The sequence below is a fragment of the Ruegeria sp. AI3 genome (assembly GCF_056541245.1).
Genome location: NZ_JBQFYA010000006.1, coordinates 43,990 through 65,782, shown reverse-complemented (window position 1 = coordinate 65,782; position 21,793 = coordinate 43,990). Strand labels below are relative to the sequence as shown.

Below are 21,793 nucleotides of genomic sequence, written 5' to 3'. Positions count from 1 at the left end.
GACCATTTCAGGGTTCTGCAACGCCGCCAAAGTCGGAACACGCAGATCGGCAGTATTGGCGAATGGCCCTGTGCGCCAAAAAGACCAAGGCCGCAGCTTTTGCTGCGGCCTCTTTTTTGCTCTCAGATATCAAGAGTATGCTGTTTTTCCCAGTTCGAGAAGTGGGACACGAACGAGTTCCACTCCTGATGCTTCATCTTCAGGAAAGCGCCAGAGAACTCCTGCCCCATCATCTCTTTCAACTCGGCATCCTTGTCGTATTCGCGCAACCCATCCAGCATGTTCAGCGGCAGTTTGGGCGCGTCAGTGACAGTGTGGCCTTCGGCGTACATGTCGATGTCGTAGCGCGGTCCCGGATCAGCCTTGCTGCGGATGCCCGACAGACCGGCGGCGATGATCACCGCCTGCAGCAGATACGGATTCGCCGCCCCATCGGGCAGGCGCAGTTCGAACCGCCCCGGGCCGGGGACGCGCACCATATGAGTGCGGTTGTTGCCGGTCCATGTCACTGTGTTGGGCGCCCATGTGGCGCCTGACATGGTGCGCGGGGCGTTGATGCGCTTGTAGCTGTTGACCGTCGGGTTGGTGATCGCCGCCAACGCGCTGGCGTGTTTCATGATGCCGCCGAGAAAGTATTTGCCCTGCTCGCCTAGCCCAACCTCTCCGGTAGGGCCGTCGCCGTCGCCCGCAAACACGTTGGTCTTCGCATCCGCGCCCGGCGCGTCCCAAACCGAGATATGGGCGTGGCAGCCATTGCCCGTCAGCCCTTCGACCGGCTTGGGCATAAAAGTGGCGCGCAGCCCATGCTTCTCGGCCACGGATTTGGTCATGAACTTGAAGAAGGAATGCTTGTCGGCGGTTCTCAGAACATCATCGAATTCCCAATTCATCTCGAACTGGCCATTGGCGTCCTCGTGGTCGTTCTGATACGGGCCCCAGCCAAGGTCCAACATGTAGTCGCAGATCTCGCGCACCACGTCATAGCGGCGCATCACGGCCTGCTGATCATAACAGGGCTTTTCGGCAGTATCGAACGGGTCGCTGATCTGTTCGCCATCGGGGGTCAGCAGGAAGAACTCGGCTTCGATGCCGGTTTTTACATGCAGGCCCATCTCGGCGGCCTCGTCGATCAGACGGCGTAGCACGTTGCGTGGGGCTTGGGCCACATCCTGCCCCTCCATCACGCAATTACCGGCAACCCAAGCGACTTCGGGCTTCCATGGCAGTTGAATCACCGAGGACGGGTCCGGCACCGCCAGCATGTCGGGATGCGCGGGGGTCATATCCAGCCAAGTGGCGAACCCGGCAAAACCGGCGCCCTCTTTCTGCATGTCGGCAATGGCTTGTGCGGGAACCAGTTTGGCCCGCTGTCCACCGAACAGGTCGGTGAACGAAATCATGAAATATTTGACGCCTTTTTCTTTGGCGAAAGCTGCCAGATCTGTCGTCATGGTCGGCCTTCCTTTCCCTGTTTATCAATCCCAATAGAAGAAAGACGCAGCCTCGTGGGACCGCGCCTTCCGAATGTCAGATCAGAACCCGGCCTTGCCCGGATACCAGTCGGTGCCTGCCAGGGGCACTTTTGCCATCGCAGCCGCCTCCATCGTCAGGGCACACAAGTCCTCGGGTTCAAGATTGTGCAAGTGATTGTGGCCGCAGGCCCGCGCGATGGTCTGCGCCTCAAGCGTCATGACCTTCAGGTAGTTGCGCAGCCGTCGCCCGGCATCAACCGGGTCAAGACGCGCGGCAAGCTCGGGGTCCTGAGTGGTGATGCCCGCGGGGTCCTTCCCTTCATGCCAGTCGTCATAGGCCCCGGTTGTGGTGCCCAGCTTCTGATACTCAGCTTCCCATTTCGGGTCGTTGTCGCCAAGGGCAATTAGAGCCGCCGTGCCTATCGCCACCGCATCCGCGCCAAGCGCCATCGCCTTGGCCACGTCTGCCCCGGTGCGGATACCGCCCGAGATCACAAGCTGCACCTCGCGATGCACCCCCAAATCCTGCAGCGCCTGCACTGCGGGTCGGATACAGGCCAGCGTCGGAATGCCCACATGTTCGATGAACACATCCTGCGTGGCCGCCGTGCCGCCCTGCATGCCGTCCATGACAACCACATCGGCTCCGGCTTTTACCGCCAGTGCGGTGTCATAGTAAGGCCGCGTCGCGCCGACCTTGACGTAGATTGGCACCTGCCAGTTGGTGATCTCACGCAATTCGAGGATCTTGATCTCAAGATCATCCGGCCCGGTCCAGTCCGGGTGGCGACAGGCCGAGCGCTGGTCGATCCCCTTGGGCAAGGTCCGCATCTCGGCCACGCGGTCGCTGATCTTCTGGCCCAGAAGCATGCCGCCGCCGCCGGGTTTGGCCCCCTGCCCCACCACGATCTCAATCGCGTCAGCCTTGCGCAGGTCGTTGGGGTTCATGCCATAGCGCGAGGGCAGATACTGATAGACCAGCTTGGTCGAGTGGCCGCGTTCCTCGGGCGTCATACCGCCATCGCCAGTCGTGGTCGAAGTGCCGGCCGCTGAAGCGCCGCGGCCCAAGGCCTCTTTGGCCGGTCCCGAAAGCGCGCCAAAGCTCATACCTGCGATGGTGATCGGGATATCCAACTGGATCGGGTTCTTGGCAAAACGCGTGCCCAGCGTCACCGAGGTATCACAGCGTTCGCGATAGCCCTCCAGCGGATAGCGTGAGACGGAGGCCCCCAGAAACAGCAGGTCATCGAAATGCGGTACCTTGCGTTTGGCGCCTCCACCCCGGATATCATAGATACCGGTGGCCGCCGCGCGGCGGATCTCGGCGTTGATCGGGTTGGAAAAAGTCGCCGACTGGATCGGCACGGTGCGGGGGGTCTGATCGTCCATATCTTTCATACCCTTCATCCTTAATAAGCGGCCGAGTTGTCGACGTCGAAGTTATACAGCTGACGCGCCGAGCCATAGCGTTTGAACTCTTCCGGCTTGGCATCGCTGCCAGCGCGGTCAAGCAGATCCTTCAGGATCTCGAGATGCTCTGGGCGCATCTCTTTCTCGATACAATCCGCGCCGAGGCTTTTAACCGAGCCGCGCACGAACAGCCGCGCCTCGTAGAGGGAATCCCCCAGCGCGTCGCCAGCATCACCGCAAACCACCAGATTGCCCGCCTGCGCCATGAATGCCGACATATGGCCGATGTTGCCGTGCACCACGATGTCGATCCCCTTCATCGAGATCCCGCAGCGCGAGCTGGCATTGCCCTTGATCACCAACAATCCACCGTGGCCCGTGGCCCCAGCGTATTGGCTGGCATCGCCATCGACGATGACCTGACCCGACATCATGTTTTCGGCCACGCCCGGCCCGACCGAGCCTTCGACCCGAATGGTGGCCTGCTGGTTCATGCCCGCGCAGTAATAACCGGTCGAACCTTTCACGGTCACCTCGATCGGCGCGTCCAACCCGACCGCGATGGCGTGGCTGCCCTTGGGGTTCACCACCTGCCAGCTGGTCTGGTTGGTCTCTTTGCTCTGGTCCTGCAGGGCGGCGTTCAACCCGCGCAGGCAGTCAGCCTCAAGATCATAGGTCTGCATCTTACGCGGCCTTTTTGTTAGGAGTGTTTGTGTGGGACCAGAAGTAGACCGTCGCCGGCTCCGGCTCCCACACGCGGGCTTCTTCGATGCCGGGCAGGTTCACCAGGGCGCGGTATTCACTGCCGAAAGCCACATATTGATCGGTTTCCGCCATGACGGCCGGTTTGCAGGCTATCGGGTCGCGGACCACGCCGAACCCGTCCTTGGTGCCAACGACAAAGGTAAAGAACCCATCCAGATCCTCAAGACTGCTTTCCAGCGCCTCGCCCAGAGACGCGCCATTCATCATTTTCCACGTCAGATAGGCCGCGCCCACCTCGGTGTCATTCTCGGTCTGGATATGGACGCCCTCACGACGCAGCTTGCGCCGCAGCGAGTTGTGGTTGGACAGCGATCCGTTATGCACCAGACACTGGTCATCCCCGGTGTTGAACGGGTGCGCACCCATTGTGGTCACCGCCGATTCCGTGGCCATACGCGTGTGGCCGATGCCATGCGTGCCGGTCATGCCGCTGAGGTTGAAGCGCGCGGCAACATCTTTGGGCAGACCGACCTCCTTGTAGATCTCAAGGCTTTCTCCGCGGCTCATGATCCGGACCGAGGGGCGGATTTCGGCTAGCGCAGCGCGCGCGGCCTCGAACTGATCGCCGGGGATATCCAGCACCGCATGTGTGTCGTTGATCGTCTGGGTCACGGACGTGTTCAGGCGTTGACCCAGCTCATCCGCCAGACCGGCGAAGTCCTGTTCGGGGTTTGCAGACTGAACGGTGACTTTTGTAGTGCCCTGAGATGGTTCGCCATAGATCGCGATACCAGCGCTGTCGGGTCCACGGTCGGTCATGGTGATCAGCATATCCGTCAGCATCTCACCCAGCTTGGGCGACAGTGACTGGTCTTTAAGGAATAGTCCGACAATTCCGCACATGGCAGACAGCTCTCCTTGCGTGTTTCGTTGCGCGTGTACGCTAGCAACAAAACATCGGACCCTCAATAACTAGAGGAAATGTTTTTTCCTAACAGGCAAATTATGCCCAATTTCTGGGCGCACAGAAATACGCCGTCCCAAGAAAGCCCGGACGACACGCCTTTAGGCTAGGCTAGCTGATTATCAGCACTCTGATAAAAGGCGGATCAGCTTGTCTGAGGGTAACTGATCACCGACAGATACCGCGCTGGCAGGCTGACCAGACGCTCCGGCCCATGCGGCGCATCCGCGTCGAAAAACAGAGTATCACCGGGTTTCAACGGATAAACCTGATCACCATGGCGATAGTCGACCTCACCCTCCAGCACATAGATCGTTTCGATCCCGCCATGCTGGAACGTTGGGAAAACATCCGATTCCGCGGTCAGAGTGATCAGATAAGGCTCGACAATCACGCCCGAACCATTGGCGCCTAAATGGCCGAGAAGGTTGTATTGGTGATGCGCCCGCGTGCCTTCGCGCTCTAGCTCGACGCCTTCACCGGCCTTGGTGTGGACAGCATCGCGACGCTCTTCAAAACGGCGAAAGAAGCTGGTCAGCGGAACCGACAACGCATCGGCCAGCAGTTGCAGCGTGGTCAGCGATGGCGACGTGTTGCCGTTTTCGATCTTGGACAGCATCCCGATCGACAGGCCGGTAACCTGCGCCAGCTCGGCGACCGTTGTGTTCTGTTGCTTGCGAAAGGCCCGAACCTCGCGACCGATAGCCACTTCCAGAACCTTTTCCCGGTCACCAGACCGGATCGAATGAGGATCCTGCGTGAGTTTCGTCATTGAGGCTCTGTCGTTAGGGTTGGCCGTCATATCCACTGCCCTTGCTACAAGTGTTTGAGCCTGTTCGGCAAGGCGCTGAGCCTGCAAGTTGGATAGCGAAGCCTTTGGCGAAAGTCTATTGCCCGCCAAAGGGTAGGAAGACTTGAGGGCATTGCCAACCTCCAACGCCTGGTGAGCGTGCATTGGATCGCGCGCGGTCACCTTCCAAAGCGTGACACGTTCGGCAGCGGCGACCACTCAATCTTGTGTCGTGGCTTCTATGCGTTTGACCATTCGAACGGAGATATCACGCGGGCGTCAGGAAACGCTTGCAGGACATCTGCCTCGGCTTCTTTCAGGAAAACCAGCTTGATATTCGCCCCCGCATCCATCGTGGCATAGGTTGCAAGACCATCTTTGCGGGCCTGCCACAAACGATGCAGGATCACCCAGCTTTGATCTGAAAGGTAGGTCAGCGAAGGGCGCGCAGCTTGCATGGTCGCGTGCATGGCCAACGCATTTGCCTCGGCCGTTTGGCCTAGGGTTTCAAAGTCTCTCTCATTGATCGCTTGCTCGATGGTCTTGCAGTCCCGATCGGCCATCTCGGGCCAGCTGGAAAACAGAGGGCTTGTATCGACTGTGTGGTTCATTCCATCGCGGGACGAGTGCAGTTTCGGGCCTGTGTCCACCTCGACAATGGCAATGCGGAACTCCGGCCATACCGGCTCAAGCGGCACGCCGTGGCTGTCACCGCCGTCAGCGCGCATGCCCTTGTCCCAACGCACAAAGCCGTGCCAGAGCGAACGGGTTGCGCTGCCGCTGCCCAATCGGGCGATCAGGCTCATGTCCTGTGCTTGCAGGTCCAACCCGAAACTGCCACATAGCGCGCGGGTCAACGCAGCAAAGCCCGAGGCGGAGGATGCCAAACCGGCCGCCGTCGGAATTGTGTTTCTGGTCGAAATCATCAGTGGCACATCGCGGCCACCGCGAAACAAATCCGCAAACGCAAGCGCCTTGCGCGCGAACTCTGAGGTCGGCGGCAGAGGCTGACCGTCCAGCAAAACCTGATCCGACCCGCTCTGGGATGGCTCGACAGTTGTATGAGACCCCCATTCCGCCAAAGAGATCGACAAGGAACTGTTGAGCGGCAGATTCAACGCTCTGTCCCGCTTGCCCCAGTATTTCGACAACGCAATATTGCTTGGGGCATAGGCGCTGAAGCTTTGAACCTCGTCCGCGTCTCGCATCGCTTGCTGAATGAGGGTCTGAACGGCGTCAGTCATGTATGATCAGTCCTTCGCTGGCCAGTGTCACCGGAGTGAACGCGTCAGGCGGCGCTCCCAGGGCCAGAACGCAATCGCCCAAGCCAGAGCCCGAGATCTTGGCCGCCATGACTCCTTCGGCCTGTCGGGCCGATGTGATGATCCGGTTCAAGGTTTCGTCGCTCACACCCAAATCCTCCATCCGGTTTTGATAGTTCATCAGGGCGTCCGCGAAGGCCACCCAATCGCGGTCCTTTGCTGCATTGATGGCATGATCGGCCAAGTCACCCATATCGGCATAAAGCGTTTTGAACTCGGCCTCTCTTACGATCATCCGTTCAGCAACCTTTTGCAACACAACCGAGGTGGGGGTCTTGTATCCACAGTATCGCAGGCTGATCGTCGGAGGGTGAGGCAGTGCCACCATCTCTGGGTTTGGTGGAGCGCGGTAAGCCAGCATACCGCCCTGCAAGCTGGCGGCCAAATCGGCGCCACTGCCGCGGCCCTGAATGTCCTGAATGATCTGATAGGCCTTGGAGTGAATACCGTTCAACGGCTGACCCGTGACCGTGAGAACGGCCCCCAGAGCGGCAATGGCCACGGCGGCGGACGACCCCAGCCCAAGCGTCGGGTCAATCTCCGACGTAATCGAGATATCCATCCCGACGTCAATCGCATCCCTGTGCATGGCGATTGCAGCAAGGACAAACTTGTAGGGCCCTGCAGCTTGCACCTGATCCAAATCGACCGTTTGCGTTTCGGCAATCTCGGAGGAGAGACGCACCAGTTGATCGGTGCGCGGTCGCAGCGTCACCGTTAGTCTTTGTTCAATCGCGGCCACGATGGCTCTGGAGCCATAAACGACTGCATGTTCTCCGGTCATCATGACCGATCCCGGTGCGCTGGCCCGTATCATGAATTGGCCCCGTCTGAGCTGCGGCTAGGGGCCTTGCCCATCGCTGCACCTGCCGAGGCCAGACGCAGCGCGGACCATTGCATCTGAGGATAGCCCAACATGAAATCGGCCATTTTGTCATGGTCCTCCATGTGCACCAGAACCACCCCGCCGAAATCACCGCGTACAGACCCCCCACCGCAGATTTTAGCCGCACCGCTAATGCCTTCGATCTGTCTGACAAACGTTTGGCAAGGGTCTGGCACGACACCGATCATTTCCAGCAATCGCTGGTTTTCGGAAATCGCATCGTCCGGGTCATGCCCCGAGGCAATCGCGGTCAAAAACGCGGTCGTACAGTCGCCGAAACGTTGCCAAAGGGCGTCGTTCTGCGCGTGTTCGGCCTTGACCGCACTGACGCATTCGCCGGTGCTGCTTTCAGGCCGGCCGTGCAGGACCCAATACCACCCGTTCCCCGTCAGTAAACCATGATCCAGCGGCAATTCCGGCGCCGCGATACCCGTTTCGCCTGCACGCACAAGGCCGCCTCGGACAACTGCGGCGGCATCTATCGGCCCTGCACGCCCATGCTTGAGACGCTCGCAAAACCGGACCCGCTCATACCTCTCTTCAAGCGTCTTAGGCCGCTCCAACAGGTTTTCGAACAACACCGTTGTTGCCGCGACGATGGCGGCAGACGACCCCATACCCGCGCCGATCGGTAGCTCTGATCGACTGGCCAGCTGTCCCGGGGCCAGTTTGCTGTTCATCGCACCAATGCCGGGGATCACGGATCCGGGCGCTGCGAGGCTGTCATGCAACAAAGAGGCCAGAGTATAGACCGCCAGATCATCCGGACGCGTGAGGATCTTGTGGACATCCAACTCGCCGCGCGTGAATTGATCAAAGCGCTGATCCAGTGACGACTTGAACTGAGACAACAGTTTCAAGGGGTAGTATTCGCCTGACGACAGGTTCTCGAACGCGGTCTTCAGGCCTTCACCCAAGCCCAGCGGCTGAAACGACACTTCGGTATAGCGGGCCACAGCCATTGCCAGCGCGGGCATGCCGTACAGAACCGAATGCTCTCCGGACAGGATCAGCTTACCGGGCGCGTGGGCCCAGACTTTATCATGCGGTGCGGTCAACGTAGATGCGCTTGTTGTCGTCAATGCTTGCCAGTCTGTAGCGCCCTTTTGCCTCATCGGGCATGGGCGTATCTGTCCCGTCCTCGCCATTCATCGGGTGCCAAAGGGCAACATATTCATTATATGAGACGGCGGTCCGGTCCTCTAGGATTTCCCGGTGGCGGGGAGCAAACAGATGATCGCGGTAGCCTTCGACCACCTTGGCATCAAAGAACTCACCGGTCGCGCCGGACCCGTAGGAAAACAGTCCCAAGGACTTGCCAGCCAGATCGCTATCGATGTTCTCCAGCGTGGACAGGATCGCAAGGTACATCGACGCGGTATAGCTGTTCCCGACCTGGCGATTGTAGATCATCCCCGGCAAAGCGGCCTGCATATCAGCCTCGGCTTTTGCCTCTTTCGCCAGACGCAGATGCGCCTTTTCGCCCATACGCGAGAATGGCAGGTGATAGCAGAACTGCGCAAACCCATCGTAGGGCAAGCCGCCATTTGCCTGATAATCGCGCCAGGACTCCACCAGCGCCCCGAGATAACGCAGCGCCGAGTACTTACCGTCAACCAAGGGTGTGCGCCGGTGGTTGGGGCGCCAAAAATCCATGATGTCTTCGGTAAAAAGGCCCGAGACAGTGCCGATCTCCAACAGTGTCGGATTGGCCGTGACCAGCATCGCAACGGCTGAGGCCCCCTGCGTCGCCTCGCCCGAGCTGTCCAGATCATAGCGCGCGATATCCGAGGCGATCACAAGCACCTTACGATCCGGCTTGCGTGCCACATGAGCGCAGGCCATTTGCAGGGCAGCGGTGGCAGAATAGCAGGCCTGCTTCAGTTCCACATTGCGCAGGTTCGACGGCAACCCGAGAAGCCGCTGCACATAGATACCCGCCGATTTCGATTGGTCGATCCCTGTTTCCGTTGCAAACAAGATGGTGTCGATCCCGTCGGCACCGTGTTGATCAATGATCGGCTTCGCGGCCTCGGCGGCCATGGTCACAACGTCTTCATCATGCCCCGGCATGGCAATCTTTTCCTGCCCGATCCCGCGTGAGAACTTGGCCGGGTCGATGCCGTGATGCTGGGCCAGAGTGTCCAGCGAAATATAGCGATGAGGCGTATAAAAGCTCATCGCGCTGATACCAGTAGAGATTACCAAAACTTTGACCTTGATCGGATCAGTGAGACATTTGCCTTCAGCTGAGATACATCGGCGCAGCCCAAAAGAAACATCGCCGTAGTAAATTCGCGACGTAACTTTTCGATTTGCCGGATGACCCGTGCGCTCGATTCCTGCGCTGCGGCCAAAAACGGCGCGGCCATTCCGCACAGATCTGCGCCCAGAATGATAGATTTGGCCATGTCCACACCGTCTCGTAAACCGCCGCTGGCGATGAGTGTTGTTGGATCGGTCTTTTTGACCAAGACGTCCCGAGTTTCAAGCAGACTTTCGACCGTCGTCAGGCCCCAATCCTGAAAAACCAGCCCCAGATCGTCCTGCTCGTCCGCGCGGCGGTGATATTCGATCCGGCTCCAGGACGTGCCACCGCGACCGGCCACATCGAAATGGCGAATGCCAGCGGCATATGCCAGCTCGACATCGGGGCCGGACAGCCCGGCACCGACCTCTTTGATCAGCACGGGCAGCGGCATGTTCGAAACGAGATCAGAGATCTTGCCAGACAGGTTGGAAAAGTCGCGATCCCCCTCGACCTGCACAGCCTCTTGCAGCGGGTTGAGGTGCAAATAAAGCCCGTCAGCCTCAAGCGCTTGAACCGCCTGAAGGCAGTGGTCTGCATCTAGCCCCGCGTTCAACTGCACCGCGCCGATATTGCCGATCAACGGTATGCTTGGCGCGGCGTCACGCAGTTGAAAACTGCCCCTCGAGGCAGGATCGGCGAATAACACACGTTGTGAGCCAACGGACATCGCCACCCCGGTTGCCTCGGCCGCCTCAGCAAGGTTGCGATTGATCCTTGCGATCTCATCACCGGTTCCACCCGTCATCGACGAAATCAGCAGCGGAAAGCTGAGCGGTTTGTCCAGAAACTGGGTGCTGGTGTCGACCGCATCCAGATCCAGCTCAGGCAAGGCGCGATGGGTCAGAGATATCGCGTCAAACCCGCTGCGCCCGCGTTCGACACTGGGGTCTTCCAGAACGGCGCGCAGATGGTCCAGTTTGCGCCCGGCCACGCTGCGGTCGGCAGGTTTGGGCTTGGTCATCGTTCCAGTTCCATATGGGTGCGCACCAGCTCTCCGGGATTGGTTTGTGCGGCCATCAAGGACAGCTCACCGCACAGCACAGCCCCGGCACAGATGCCAGCCAAGCGACGGGCGTTTTCACCCGCCTCGCGTTCCTCTTTGCAGCCCATCAGGCGCAGGCTTTCTTCGACCTGATCATTGCCTTTTCCCGCCCCAACCGAACCGACGATCAGGTTCGGCAAGGTACATGAGAAATACAGGTCTTCACCCCGCGCTTCGCAATGAACGATACCTTGGCTACCCTCAATGATATTCGCGGCGTCCTGACCGGTGGCCAAATAGAAGGCCAGCAGAATGTTTGCGAAATGCGCATTGGCGCTGCGCAGAGATCCCGCAAGGTTTCCGCCAATCAGGTTCTTTTCGAGATTGAGCGCAACCATCTGCTCGGGTGTGGTGCGCAGCATGCGCCGCAGAAGCCGGCCCGGGATTTCCACTTCGGCAATGACGTATTTGCCCCGCCCCAAAAGCCCGTTCGCAGCGGATGCCTTTTTGTCGGTACACAGGTTGCCCGAGATCGACGCGTAGGCCAAATGCGGCTGGTCATCCAAGACCCAATTCAGCACCGCCTCGGCCGCCTTGGTCACCATATTGTGACCCGAGGCATCCCCGGTGGAACACTCAATCCGAATAAACAGCAAGTTCCCAGCGATCTGGCGATTCAGCTTGATCAGGCGGGCAAAGCGGCTGGTCGAGGAGATGATCTCGGCCACCTTGTCGGTCTGCGCCTCGATCCGTTTCCAGGCTTGATGCGCAGAGGCGGCATCCTGCGCACGTACGGCGATGGAACGTGTCATCCGCTCATCAACCAGGGTGACCTGAATGCCGCCTGCGTGCCGTGAAACACCCGCACCGCGCGCGGTGGAGGGCCATAAGGGTGTCTCGAACGTCGCCAGAGGGACGCTGACCTCACCGGACACCAGATCCCCCCTGAACAGAATCGGCCCGACCCATTGGGTTGGAAGCGGGGTCACGAACGTAGATTTGGCGCGCACCTGGTTACCCTTTTCAGTTTCGGTCGACAAAAGCGTCTGATCCGATGAGGGGTATCACCAGACCAAAGGGCCAATGTCAAACCGCGAAGGCTAAACATAGCGGTCGTCGCGGCGATCCCAACGGGTAAACTCATCCCCCATCAGCGATATGATGTCATCGCGCGCACTTACAGTCTGGACAATCAGCCCTCGGACAGGCGGGCCGACAGAACCTCGATCCCTTGGACCAGATCGTCATAGGTGTTGCGATCGGCCATGTACTCTCGCAATTGCTGGTTCAGCCCGCCCGGCGTGTTTAGGGACTCGACCAGATCGGTCATCGCGTTCTCGGTCTCCATCGGCGCGGCCATGATCGACCCTCCGATCAACAGACGCAGGAATTTCTCGGCCTCATGGGCGCTGCCGGTCTTATGGCCCAGCCAGTCAATCCCAACGGCCAGCGATTTCGCTACAACCGATAGCAGGGCTTGAGCGGCCAGAAACTCGTTGAAATCACTCTCGGACTTCATGGTGATCACAGTGTTTGAACCGCCATAGAGGGCCTCAACCGTTGGCGACGCGGGAAAGACCAGAACCGGAGACCCGCCCGAGGCAATGGACGGGAACGGGATCATCAACGTCTCGAACGTGGCCGGTGCAACGAGGGCCTGAACCTGTTCCGGCGAGATACCAACCATGAACGAGACAACCCGCTGGCCTTCGCGAAACCGCAGCGCGGACAGCATCGCCTCGGCTTGCTCGGCGGTCGATCCGACAAAGACCACGTCACTGGCATCCAAAACACCCTGATTGTCAGCCACAGTCACATTGTCGAAGCGGGCCGACAGCTCGGATGAGTTGGCCCGGCTTCTTTCGCTGATAACAATGTCATGCCCATCGCTGACCAAACCTTCGGCGCAGGCCCGCGCAATTGTTCCAAACCCCAGATAGCCAAGCCTCATGTTTGCCTCCTGTTTTCCGACAAGTGGTCGAGTCGCCCCGTTGATCGCCCTATTCGCCGCCGCAGGCAAACCAATTCTCTACCGACCAGACATCAAACGGACGGGCTCTTGCCCTGAACGATTGACGATCAGTTTCTCTGATGCTCAAAAGTTTGAATGATAAAGAACCAAGTCACACTCAAACAGCTCGAAGCCTTTACCTTCGTGGTCGATATGGGAACCTTCCGCGCCGCGGCCAACGCGCTTGCGACGACGCAGCCCAATATCTCGTCACGCATCGCCACGCTGGAAGAGGCATTAGGCACAAAGCTGCTGCATCGCGATGCAGGGTCCGTGCGTCTGACAGCGAAGGGAGAGGCGCTGTTGGAGAAAACCAGAACGGTTCTCCGCGCAACCGAAGCCCTGCTGGAAGAGGCCGATCGACAAGATCTGATTCAGGAGCGGCTGCGTCTTGGCGTCACCGAATTGGTCGCCTGCACATGGCTGCAGGACTTTCTGCGTTGCCTAAAACAGCACTATCCCAATCTGAGCGTCGAGCTTGTGGTGGACCTGTCCGGCACGATTGATGAAAAGCTGCTGGAGGGGCAGCTTGATCTTGCCGTGCAGAACGGGCCGTTCAAAACAGACCTGGACGGAACGCGGGAGCTGACCGGCGAAGACTATGTGTGGGTGGCCAATACGACACTCGCCACGGCCTTGCCCGAAGGGCGCAGCGTTGACCGGTTTTTCGCATTCTCCGTTCTGACCCATGCTCGCCACACAATTGCAGGGCACAGCCTGCACGCCATGGCGCAGGAACGCGGGCTAGACGCGCAGAAAATCGTGCATTCGAACGCTTTGTCCGCCTGCGTTCCGATGGTATCGGAAGGCCTTGGGATCGCGTTGCTGCCGCGCCCGCTGGTCCAGCGCGAGATCGACGCGGGCGCCCTGCTGGAACTTCAATCCGACTGGACAGCCGAGCCGCTGCGGTTTTTCGCCCGCTACGATCCAAAGCGGGCCGCACGTTTTGTGGAACACGCGGCGGAAATCGCCGCTCAGCTCAGGCCACACACGATAAAAAAATTTGATCAGGAGTAGAAATTAAAGCAATTTGATTTTTCGTCCCGAGCTGGGTTTTAGTCGCGTTTGACAGGTACTCTTTCAAGCGGGCACGGGCATGGCTTCACATTCTATCCGACTGGGCGTTGATATCGGCGGCACCTTTACCGATGTGGTTCTGGAAAAGGATGGACAGACATTTTCAACAAAAGTGCTTACAACCTATGCCGCGCCGGAAGACGCGATCATCGACGGGATGCAGCAGGTCTGTGCCAAGGCCGGGATCACTCCGGGTCAGATTGACCAGATCATTCACGGCACCACGCTGGCGACCAACGCGCTGATCGAACGCCGGGGGGCGAAAACGGCGCTGATCACAACGGAAGGGTTCCGCGATGTGATCGAAATGCGCACCGAAAGCCGGTTCGAGCAGTACGACCTGAACCTCAAACTGCCTGACCCGCTGCTGCCACGCCACATGCGCTTTACCGTTCCCGGCCGCGTCGATGCACGAGGCCAAGTTCTGGTTGATCTGACCCGCACCGATGTCGAAGCCGTGGTGGACAAGATTGCACAAGCCGGTTTTGAATCGGTGGCGGTGGGTCTGATCCACTCCTACCTCAACCCAGCGCATGAGCATCTGGTGCGCGAGGTTCTGGCCGAGAAACTGCCGGACGTTTCGGTCTCGATCTCGTCCGAGGTTTCGCCTCAGATGCGCGAATATGAGCGGTTCAACACGGTCGTCGCCAACGCCTATATCAAGCCACTGATGGCCTCATACCTGGGTCGGCTCGAGGATCAATTGCGCGCCCAAGGCGTAAAATGCCGGATCTTCCTGATGCATTCGGGTGGCGGCATCATCTCAATCCAGAATGCGGCGGAGTTCCCGGTGCGGCTGGTCGAAAGCGGCCCCGCTGGAGGTGCGGTTTTTGCGGCGCATATTGCGGCACGCTACGGTTTGGACAAAGTGCTGAGCTTTGACATGGGCGGCACCACTGCCAAGATCTGCCTGATCAAGAACCAGACGCCCAAAACCAGCCGCGTGTTTGAGGTCGCGCGGACCTATCGGTTCAAGAAGGGCTCGGGCATGCCGATTTCGATCCCGGTGATCGACATGGTCGAAATCGGCGCGGGCGGCGGCAGTCTGGCCCATGTGGACGGGATGCGCCAGATCCGCGTGGGTCCGGAAAGCGCGGGGTCCGAGCCCGGCCCGGCCTGCTACGGACGCGGCGGCACACGCCCCGGTGTGACGGACGCTGATCTCGTTCTAGGCAAGCTGGACCCGAACAATTTCGCCGGTGGCTCGATCGTTTTGCACCCGGATAACTCCAAATCTGCGCTGGCCAACCACATTGGCAGTACGCTGGACATGGACCCGATTGAGGCCGCCTTTGGCGTGGCCGAGGTGGTGGACGAAAACATGGCCAACGCCGCACGCGTTCACGCCGTCGAGAATGGCGAAGACCTGAGCGAGTACACTATGATCGCTTTTGGGGGCGCGGCCCCTCTGCACGCCGGGCGTCTGTGTGAAAAGCTTGGGGTCGAACGCCTGCTGGTTCCGCCGGGGGCCGGGGTCGGCTCGGCCATCGGGTTCCTGCGCGCGCCCTTCAGTTTCGAGGCCAACCGCTCGGTCTATATGAAGCTCAGCGATTTCGACGCGAACCGGATCAGTCAGCTTTTGTCCGACCTGAGGGACGAAACAACTGGCTTTGTGCGAACCTGCGATGCGACCAGCCCGATCCGGACCGATTTCAAAGCCTATATGCGCTATTCCGGTCAGGGCTGGGAAATCCCGATCGAACTGACCGAAGAACAGGCGAAGAATCCCGACGCCGCCACCTATCAGGCCCGGTTCGAGGAAGGCTATACCAAGCTCTTTGGCCGCCCGGTCGCGGGCATGGATATCGAGATCACGGTCTGGTCTGTCAACGCCAGCACCCCGCCCGAAGAGGTCACGCCGATTGCCGTAACGGACGCAACAGGCCCGGCTATGTCCGACGGCACGCGACAGGTCTTTGACGCGGCATCCGGTCGATATCTGGACGCAGATACTGTCGACCGCGCTAGCATGCAGAGCGGGCAGCGCGCCCAAGGGCCCGCAATCGTGACCGAAGATGAAACAACCATCGTTGTCCCCGCCAGCCGGGACGCCATCCGCCAGCCCGATGGCTGTATCGACGTTGTGACCAAAGGAGTCGCGTGATGAGCAATGAGCATTCCAAAGTCACCTATCAGGTCATGTGGAACCGTCTGATCTCGGTTGTTGAGGAACAGGCGCAGGCGTTGGTTCGGACAGCGTTTTCAACCTCGGTCCGTGAGGCCGGGGACCTGTCGGCGGGGATCTATGACACGCACGGGAACATGCTGGCGCAGGCTGTGACCGGTACGCCGGGTCACGTAAACGCGATGGCAGATGCGGTCGCGCATTTCATTCGCCGAATTGGCCGGCAGAACATGCATGAAGGCGACGTCTACATCACCAATGACCCGTGGGAGGGCACAGGCCACCTGCATGACATCACTATGGTCACCCCATCCTTTCACAAGGGCGCGCTGGTAGGGTTCTTCGCCTGTACCGCGCATATCGTGGATATCGGCGGGCGCGGCTTTGGGGCCGATGCGCAAAGCGTCTATGAAGAGGGGCTATACATCCCGATCATGAAGTTTGTCGACCGTGGCGATGTGGATGAAACACTGGTGCGCCTCATTCGCGGCAATGTGCGCGAGCCCGATCAGCTGATCGGAGACATCTATGCTCTGACCACCTGTAACGAAATCGGCCACCGCCGCCTGATCGACATGATGGAGGAGTTCGACCTCGAAACCCTCGATGGGATTGCCGCGTTCATCCTCGACAACTCCCGCCGAGCGACGCTGGAGCGTATCGCCGCCCTGCCTCAGAAAACCGCTGAAGGTGAAATGACGATGGACGGATTTGATACTCCGATCACGTTGAAGGTCAGAATCAGCGTTGAAGGCGAAAGGATCGTGACCGATTTCACCGGCACCTCAGGGGTAGACAAGAAGGGGATCAATTGCCCGCTGGTCTATACCAAAGCCTATGCCTGCTACGCGCTCAAGGTCGCGATTGCGCCCGAGATACCTAATAACGCGGCATCATTGGCCCCGTTTGAGGTCACCGCACCTGAGAACACCATTGTGAATGCGCTTCATCCGGCTCCGGTCGCACTGCGCCATATCGTGGGCCATTTCGTACCCGATGCGGTCTATGACGCGTTCGACAAGATCGTCCCCGGCCTCGTCCCTGCCGAAGGCGCGGGATGTTTGTGCAACTTTCAGGTCAGCCTGCGCCCCCGCACCGATGCTCCAGCCCCTGAAGGTGGCCGCCGGTCCGAGGTGCTGACTTTCAACTCGGGCGGGTCCGGCGCGCGGCCGGAACACGACGGGATGAACGCCACCGCCTTCCCATCGGGCGTAATGACCATGCCGATCGAAGCCACTGAACACGCGGGCCCCGTCATCATCTGGCGCAAGGAACTGCGCCCCGACAGCGGCGGTGCTGGGAAAACGCGCGGCGGGTTGGGCCAGTATATGGAGGTCGGCGCGCAAGAGGGGTACGAGTTCGACATTCAGGCCATGTTCGACCGCAGCCAGCACCCCGCGCGCGGTCGCCGTGGCGGGGGAAATGGCGCGCCCACCACCATTGCCCAGGACGACGGGTCTGACATGCGGGTCAAAGGTAAACAGTTTGTACCACACGGGCGCAAAGTCGTGATGGCGTTCCCCGGCGGTGCTGGCTACGGTGACCCGTCGGAACGGTCAAAACAGATGGTGAAGCGTGATCTGGCGCTCGGCTATATTTCAGACGAAACAGCATCACGCGACTATGGCTTGACGGCATCCGAGATCTCCGAGATCCACCGTGCCGTTGCAAAAGGAGAATACGAATGAGCAACCAAAGCCCGGCCCGGCAAAGCTATGACGTGGTGATCATAGGCGGCGCGATCATGGGGGCCTCGACCGCTTGGTTCCTGTCGGACAATGCCGATTTCAATGGCTCGGTTCTGGTGATCGAACGCGACATGAGTTTCGCCTCATGTTCGACCGGGCATACAAATTCTTGTATCCGGCAGCAATTCTCGGCCGAGCTGAACGTGCGGATCAGCCAGTTTGCCGCCGACTTCGTCAAGAACCTACGCGGCTATATGGGTGGAGACGACCGGGTGCCCGAGCTTTCGATCCATTCCTTTGGCTACATGTATCTGGCCGACAACGAAGGCTTTGCCAACGTGCTGCGCGAGAACCAGAAGGTGCAGTTGGCGGCAGGTGCGGCAACACAGCTGATGAACGCGGATGAGATCAAGGCGGCCTATCCGTTCTACAGTGTCGATGACATCGTTCTGGGCTCGATCAATCTGGTTGACGAAGGCTATTTCGACGGCGCGGCCCTCGATCACTGGTGGCGGCGGCAAAGCCGCGAGCGTGGCGTCGAATGGATCCAGAACGAAGTCGTCGAGATCACCCGAAACGCCGCGGGAACTAAGGTCGAAAGCGTCACGCTCGCCTCGGGCGAAGTCATTGCGTGCGGACAGGTTGTTAACGCATCCGGCCCTCGGGCGGCCAGAACCGCGCAAATGGCGGGGATTGACGTGCCGGTTGAACCGCGGAAACGCTATTCTTGGATTTTTAAGGCCGAACAGCCGTTGGACCGCGACCTACCGCTGACCATTGATCCATCTGGCGTTCATGTGCGCGAGGTCGGGGGCGGCACGTATCAGTGCGGCGGGCATTCCGACATCGACCCGGCGGTGGATTTCGATGATTTCAACATGGACCACGCCTTCTGGGAAAACCACGTCTGGCCCGTCCTCGCCACCCGTATCCCGCAATTCGAAGCGATCAAGCTGCAAAGCGAATGGGCCGGGCATTATGCGATGAACACCTTCGATCACAATGCAATCATGGGTCCGCATACCGAGCTGTCGAACTTCATCTTCCTAAACGGGTTCTCGGGCCACGGTCTGCAGCAGTCTCCTGCGATGGGGCGTGGCACGGCCGAGTGGCTGACCTATGGCGAATACCGCGCGCTCGACATGACGCCCTTCAACTACGAACGTATCCCGGCCGGGCAACCCATCATCGAAAAGGCAGTGATCTGATGGAGCTCACACCCAACCGTTTCACCCGTGCGATCGCAAATGGCGACAAACAAGTTGGTGTTTGGGTCAGCCTGTGCAGTAACACTGCAGCCGAAGTCATAGCCACCGCAGGTTATGACTGGGCGCTGATCGACATGGAGCACAGCGCGAACGACTATCACAGCGTGTTATCGCAGCTGCAGGCTTTTGAGGCGTATCAGACCACCGCACTTGTCCGCGTCGAATGGAATGATGCGGTTGCGGTCAAACGTCTGCTTGATCTCGGCGCGCCGGGGCTTCTGTTTCCGATGATCCAATCCGTGGAAGAAGCAGAACGCGCCGTCGCGGCCACGCGCTACCCCCCGCGTGGCGTTCGTGGGATGGCCGGCGCAAGCCGCGCAACAGGTTTTGGCCGGATCAAGGACTATGTGACGCGCTGTGAAGACGAGCTGACGGTTCTGTTACAAGTGGAATCCCGCGCCGCCTTGGAACAGGCCGAGGCCATCGGCACGGTCGATGGTGTCAGCGGCATCTTCTTCGGCCCGGCGGATATTGCCGCCGATCTTGGGCATGTCGGCAATACCATGCATCCCGAGGTCTGGTCCGAAATCAGAAAAGCCGCGCAGAAACTGATCGCGCGGGGAGTGCCTGTTGGCACCTTGGTCACCGACCCGGCCTTTGCGGCCGAGCTTTTGAACGAAGGGTTCACCTTTGTTGCCAATGCCATTGATACCGGCCTTCTGGCGCGCGCGGCAGACGCGACTCTGGCCCAGACGAAAGATCACCTGAAATGAGCTTTGCCGCCTCGCGCCTTACATCCGTGAAACCCTCGGCCTCGGCTTGGGTTAGCCAGGCCGCGAAAGAGGCCCGCACGCGGGGTGAGGATGTCATTGATCTGGGCCTCGGAGAGCCCGATTTCGACATGCCCGACCACATCAAAGACGCCGCGCATCAGGCCGCTCTGGCGGGTGAGACCAAATACCCGCCCACCAACGGCACCCTGACCATGCGGCAGACAGTTGCCGACAAACTGCAGCGCGAGAACGATCTGACCTACGCACCGGATGAAGTCATCGTGTCGAACGGGGCCAAGCAGGTGCTTTTCAACGCCTTCATGGCCACGCTGGAGCCGGGCGACGAAGTTCTGCTCTGCGCGCCCTATTTTGGGCAGTACAAGGACATCGTGCTCATCCTTGGCGGTACGCCCGTCACCATCGAGTGCCCGGCTGAAGACGGTTTCCGCCTGACCCCCGACAAGCTGGCCGCCGCGATCACACCCAAGACACGCTGGCTGCTGCTGAACCAACCCTCGAACCCCTCAGGCACGGTCTATTCGGATGCTGAGATTGCGGCCCTTGGCGCGGTTCTGGAACAACACGACCGCATCCTGATCCTGTCTGATGAGATCTACGAACACATCCTGTTCGACAATCGCGTCTTCCGGTCTTTCGCAGCCCTGTGCCCGACGCTGAAAGATCGGACGCTGACGGTTAACGGGGTTTCCAAGGCCTATGCGATGACAGGGTGGCGCATCGGCTATGGCGCTGGCCCGAAAGAGCTGATCGCCGCGATGACCAAGGTACAGAGCCAGATTTCTTCGGGCGCTTGTTCGATCGCGCAGGCCGCAGCGGCGGCTGCTTTGAACGGTCCGCAGGATGAGGTACGCCGCTTCTGTGCCGCGTTCAAGGCCCGACGCGACCTCGTGGTCGAACGCATCCGCGACATTCCCGGCCTGACGCTCGACCCGCCGGGCGGGGCGTTCTACGGGCTGATCGGCTGTGAGGGCCTGATCGGGGCCACGGCGCCCGACGGTGCAACCCTGACCTCAGACGCAGACGTAACCGCCTATCTTCTCAGCGCGGCCGGTGTGGCGGCTGTTCCCGGCAGCGCCTATGAGCTGTCACCCTTTTTCCGCATTTCGACCGCCGCGTCCGAAGACGTTCTGAACACGGCCCTGAACCGCATCTCCGATGCCGTTGCCAATCTGAAAGGAGTTCGCCCATGAAGAAACTTGTCCTCACCGGCGCAGCGGGGCGGCTTGGATCATATTTGCGCGGGCCGCTATCGAAACTGTGCGACGAGCTGGTCTCCTCGGACATTGCCGACGGCGTACCCAACCTTGCGCCGAACGAAAGCTACGTGAAGGCCGATCTTGCCGATCTTGAAGCTATGACAAAGCTTATGGAAGGCGTGGATATGGTGGTTCATTTCGGTGCCATCGCGGATGAGGCCCCGATGGATGTGCTTTGGGGCCCGAACTTCTACGGCGCCTATACCGTGTGGGAGGCCGCCCATCGCAACAATCTGCGGCGGGTGATCTATGCCTCGTCGATCCACGCGGTCGGCATGCACAAAAAGACCGATTTCATCGGCATCGACGCTCCACACAGACCAGACACGTTCTATGGGCTTGCCAAGTGCTTCGCCGAAGACCTCGCCTCGCTATACTGGGACAAGCGCGGGCTCGAGGCCGTCTGCCTGCGCATCCTGTCTTGCGCGCAGGTCACGAACAGTCGCGCGGTTGGAACGTGGCTCAGCTATGATGACTTGGTGCACATGGTCGAACAGGCGATCAAAACCCCGGTCACCGGATTCAGCATCGTCTATGGTGTGTCCGACAATGACCGCGCGCCCGTCGACAACTCCAAGGCGCGGCATCTGGGTTTCCAGCCCAAGGACAATGCCGAGCAATTCGCCGATGAGATCTTTGCCAAGGACGGCCCGCTTGACCCCCTTGATCCCGCCAATATCCATCACGGCGGCCCTTTTGCAGCCGTTGATCTGGGCAGCAGCGGTATGGCGGCTCTGAACCTGAACGCAGACGATACGGCGAAGGAGTAAGCGTCAGCCCGTCTTCGCCGCC

Annotated in this window: 19 protein-coding genes; 7 read left to right on the top strand and 12 right to left on the bottom strand. The window is 59.8% G+C overall.

Going from position 1 to position 21,793, the window contains the following annotated elements:
- Positions 1-122: 122 nt before the first annotated feature.
- From glnT to ACRZ95_RS10860, 12 genes are all read right to left on the bottom strand, one after another.
- Positions 123-1,451 (bottom strand): type III glutamate--ammonia ligase, encoded by a 1,329-nt coding sequence (glnT, locus tag ACRZ95_RS10915; RefSeq protein WP_170675901.1) that lies wholly within the window; start codon positions 1,449-1,451, stop codon positions 123-125.
- Positions 1,452-1,532: 81 nt separating this feature from the next.
- Positions 1,533-2,861, bottom strand: a complete 1,329-nt coding sequence (locus ACRZ95_RS10910) for an FMN-binding glutamate synthase family protein (RefSeq protein ID WP_170676138.1) — start codon at positions 2,859-2,861, stop codon at positions 1,533-1,535.
- A 20-nt stretch (positions 2,862-2,881) separates the two neighbouring features.
- On the bottom strand, positions 2,882-3,565 hold the full coding sequence (locus ACRZ95_RS10905; protein WP_170675902.1) for a GltB/FmdC/FwdC-like GXGXG domain-containing protein: 684 nt from the start codon (positions 3,563-3,565) through the stop codon (positions 2,882-2,884).
- A 1-nt stretch (position 3,566) separates the two neighbouring features.
- Positions 3,567-4,490: a class II glutamine amidotransferase gene (locus ACRZ95_RS10900; protein ID WP_170675903.1), complete on the bottom strand. Its 924-nt coding sequence runs from the start codon at positions 4,488-4,490 to the stop codon at positions 3,567-3,569.
- Positions 4,491-4,696: 206 nt separating this feature from the next.
- Complete coding sequence (locus ACRZ95_RS10895) at positions 4,697-5,323, bottom strand: helix-turn-helix domain-containing protein (protein ID WP_480554933.1); 627 nt, start codon at positions 5,321-5,323, stop codon at positions 4,697-4,699.
- Between the two features lie 257 nt (positions 5,324-5,580).
- The gene (gene mvaD, locus ACRZ95_RS10890; protein ID WP_480554931.1) at positions 5,581-6,585 is read right to left on the bottom strand and encodes a diphosphomevalonate decarboxylase; all 1,005 of its coding nucleotides are present in this window, start codon (positions 6,583-6,585) and stop codon (positions 5,581-5,583) included.
- Positions 6,578-7,480, bottom strand: coding sequence for a GHMP family kinase ATP-binding protein (locus ACRZ95_RS10885; RefSeq protein WP_170675905.1), 903 nt, complete (start codon positions 7,478-7,480; stop codon positions 6,578-6,580). Before ACRZ95_RS10885 ends, mvaD begins: the two co-directional genes overlap by 8 nt.
- Entirely contained in the window at positions 7,477-8,607 is a 1,131-nt protein-coding gene (locus tag ACRZ95_RS10880; protein ID WP_170675906.1) for a GHMP family kinase ATP-binding protein, read from the bottom strand. The genes ACRZ95_RS10885 and ACRZ95_RS10880 overlap by 4 nt, the downstream gene beginning before the upstream one ends.
- The gene (locus ACRZ95_RS10875) at positions 8,591-9,757 is read right to left on the bottom strand and encodes a hydroxymethylglutaryl-CoA synthase (RefSeq protein ID WP_480554929.1); all 1,167 of its coding nucleotides are present in this window, start codon (positions 9,755-9,757) and stop codon (positions 8,591-8,593) included. The genes ACRZ95_RS10880 and ACRZ95_RS10875 overlap by 17 nt, the downstream gene beginning before the upstream one ends.
- The gene (gene fni / locus ACRZ95_RS10870; RefSeq protein WP_170675907.1) at positions 9,751-10,821 is read right to left on the bottom strand and encodes a type 2 isopentenyl-diphosphate Delta-isomerase; all 1,071 of its coding nucleotides are present in this window, start codon (positions 10,819-10,821) and stop codon (positions 9,751-9,753) included. Before fni ends, ACRZ95_RS10875 begins: the two co-directional genes overlap by 7 nt.
- Positions 10,818-11,852 (bottom strand): hydroxymethylglutaryl-CoA reductase, encoded by a 1,035-nt coding sequence (locus ACRZ95_RS10865; protein ID WP_170675908.1) that lies wholly within the window; start codon positions 11,850-11,852, stop codon positions 10,818-10,820. The genes fni and ACRZ95_RS10865 overlap by 4 nt, the downstream gene beginning before the upstream one ends.
- A 182-nt stretch (positions 11,853-12,034) precedes the next feature.
- Complete coding sequence (locus ACRZ95_RS10860; RefSeq protein ID WP_170675909.1) at positions 12,035-12,793, bottom strand: NAD(P)-binding domain-containing protein; 759 nt, start codon at positions 12,791-12,793, stop codon at positions 12,035-12,037.
- A 156-nt stretch (positions 12,794-12,949) separates the two neighbouring features.
- On the opposite strand from ACRZ95_RS10860, the gene ACRZ95_RS10855 reads away from it, so the two are divergent.
- The 7 genes from ACRZ95_RS10855 (at position 12,950) to ACRZ95_RS10825 (ending at position 21,771) form a co-directional block, all read left to right on the top strand.
- Positions 12,950-13,870 (top strand): LysR family transcriptional regulator, encoded by a 921-nt coding sequence (locus ACRZ95_RS10855; protein WP_170675910.1) that lies wholly within the window; start codon positions 12,950-12,952, stop codon positions 13,868-13,870.
- A 79-nt stretch (positions 13,871-13,949) separates the two neighbouring features.
- The gene (locus ACRZ95_RS10850) at positions 13,950-16,034 is read left to right on the top strand and encodes a hydantoinase/oxoprolinase family protein (RefSeq protein ID WP_170675911.1); all 2,085 of its coding nucleotides are present in this window, start codon (positions 13,950-13,952) and stop codon (positions 16,032-16,034) included.
- Complete coding sequence (locus ACRZ95_RS10845; protein WP_170675912.1) at positions 16,034-17,743, top strand: hydantoinase B/oxoprolinase family protein; 1,710 nt, start codon at positions 16,034-16,036, stop codon at positions 17,741-17,743. Before ACRZ95_RS10850 ends, ACRZ95_RS10845 begins: the two co-directional genes overlap by 1 nt.
- Positions 17,740-18,951, top strand: coding sequence for an NAD(P)/FAD-dependent oxidoreductase (locus tag ACRZ95_RS10840; protein WP_170675913.1), 1,212 nt, complete (start codon positions 17,740-17,742; stop codon positions 18,949-18,951). Before ACRZ95_RS10845 ends, ACRZ95_RS10840 begins: the two co-directional genes overlap by 4 nt.
- On the top strand, positions 18,951-19,724 hold the full coding sequence (locus ACRZ95_RS10835; RefSeq protein ID WP_170675914.1) for an HpcH/HpaI aldolase family protein: 774 nt from the start codon (positions 18,951-18,953) through the stop codon (positions 19,722-19,724). The genes ACRZ95_RS10840 and ACRZ95_RS10835 overlap by 1 nt, the downstream gene beginning before the upstream one ends.
- Positions 19,721-20,935 (top strand): pyridoxal phosphate-dependent aminotransferase, encoded by a 1,215-nt coding sequence (locus ACRZ95_RS10830; RefSeq protein WP_170675915.1) that lies wholly within the window; start codon positions 19,721-19,723, stop codon positions 20,933-20,935. Before ACRZ95_RS10835 ends, ACRZ95_RS10830 begins: the two co-directional genes overlap by 4 nt.
- Positions 20,932-21,771, top strand: a complete 840-nt coding sequence (locus tag ACRZ95_RS10825; protein WP_170675916.1) for an NAD-dependent epimerase/dehydratase family protein — start codon at positions 20,932-20,934, stop codon at positions 21,769-21,771. Before ACRZ95_RS10830 ends, ACRZ95_RS10825 begins: the two co-directional genes overlap by 4 nt.
- Positions 21,772-21,793: the final 22 nt, after the last annotated feature.

What these genes read in the sequence shown, in the direction of transcription:
- glnT (WP_170675901.1), bottom strand. Translation starts at nt 1,451, where the DNA reads ATGACGACAGATCTGGCAGCTTTCGCCAAAGAAAAAGGCGTCAAATAT.
- ACRZ95_RS10910 (WP_170676138.1), bottom strand. Translation starts at nt 2,861, where the DNA reads ATGGACGATCAGACCCCCCGCACCGTGCCGATCCAGTCGGCGACTTTT.
- ACRZ95_RS10905 (WP_170675902.1), bottom strand. Translation starts at nt 3,565, where the DNA reads ATGCAGACCTATGATCTTGAGGCTGACTGCCTGCGCGGGTTGAACGCC.
- ACRZ95_RS10900 (WP_170675903.1), bottom strand. Translation starts at nt 4,490, where the DNA reads ATGTGCGGAATTGTCGGACTATTCCTTAAAGACCAGTCACTGTCGCCC.
- ACRZ95_RS10895 (WP_480554933.1), bottom strand. Translation starts at nt 5,323, where the DNA reads ATGACGAAACTCACGCAGGATCCTCATTCGATCCGGTCTGGTGACCGG.
- mvaD (WP_480554931.1), bottom strand. Translation starts at nt 6,585, where the DNA reads ATGACTGACGCCGTTCAGACCCTCATTCAGCAAGCGATGCGAGACGCG.
- ACRZ95_RS10885 (WP_170675905.1), bottom strand. Translation starts at nt 7,480, where the DNA reads ATGATACGGGCCAGCGCACCGGGATCGGTCATGATGACCGGAGAACAT.
- fni (WP_170675907.1), bottom strand. Translation starts at nt 10,821, where the DNA reads ATGACCAAGCCCAAACCTGCCGACCGCAGCGTGGCCGGGCGCAAACTG.
- ACRZ95_RS10860 (WP_170675909.1), bottom strand. Translation starts at nt 12,793, where the DNA reads ATGAGGCTTGGCTATCTGGGGTTTGGAACAATTGCGCGGGCCTGCGCC.
- ACRZ95_RS10855 (WP_170675910.1), top strand. Translation starts at nt 12,950, where the DNA reads ATGATAAAGAACCAAGTCACACTCAAACAGCTCGAAGCCTTTACCTTC.
- ACRZ95_RS10850 (WP_170675911.1), top strand. Translation starts at nt 13,950, where the DNA reads ATGGCTTCACATTCTATCCGACTGGGCGTTGATATCGGCGGCACCTTT.
- ACRZ95_RS10845 (WP_170675912.1), top strand. Translation starts at nt 16,034, where the DNA reads ATGAGCAATGAGCATTCCAAAGTCACCTATCAGGTCATGTGGAACCGT.
- ACRZ95_RS10840 (WP_170675913.1), top strand. Translation starts at nt 17,740, where the DNA reads ATGAGCAACCAAAGCCCGGCCCGGCAAAGCTATGACGTGGTGATCATA.
- ACRZ95_RS10835 (WP_170675914.1), top strand. Translation starts at nt 18,951, where the DNA reads ATGGAGCTCACACCCAACCGTTTCACCCGTGCGATCGCAAATGGCGAC.
- ACRZ95_RS10830 (WP_170675915.1), top strand. Translation starts at nt 19,721, where the DNA reads ATGAGCTTTGCCGCCTCGCGCCTTACATCCGTGAAACCCTCGGCCTCG.
- ACRZ95_RS10825 (WP_170675916.1), top strand. Translation starts at nt 20,932, where the DNA reads ATGAAGAAACTTGTCCTCACCGGCGCAGCGGGGCGGCTTGGATCATAT.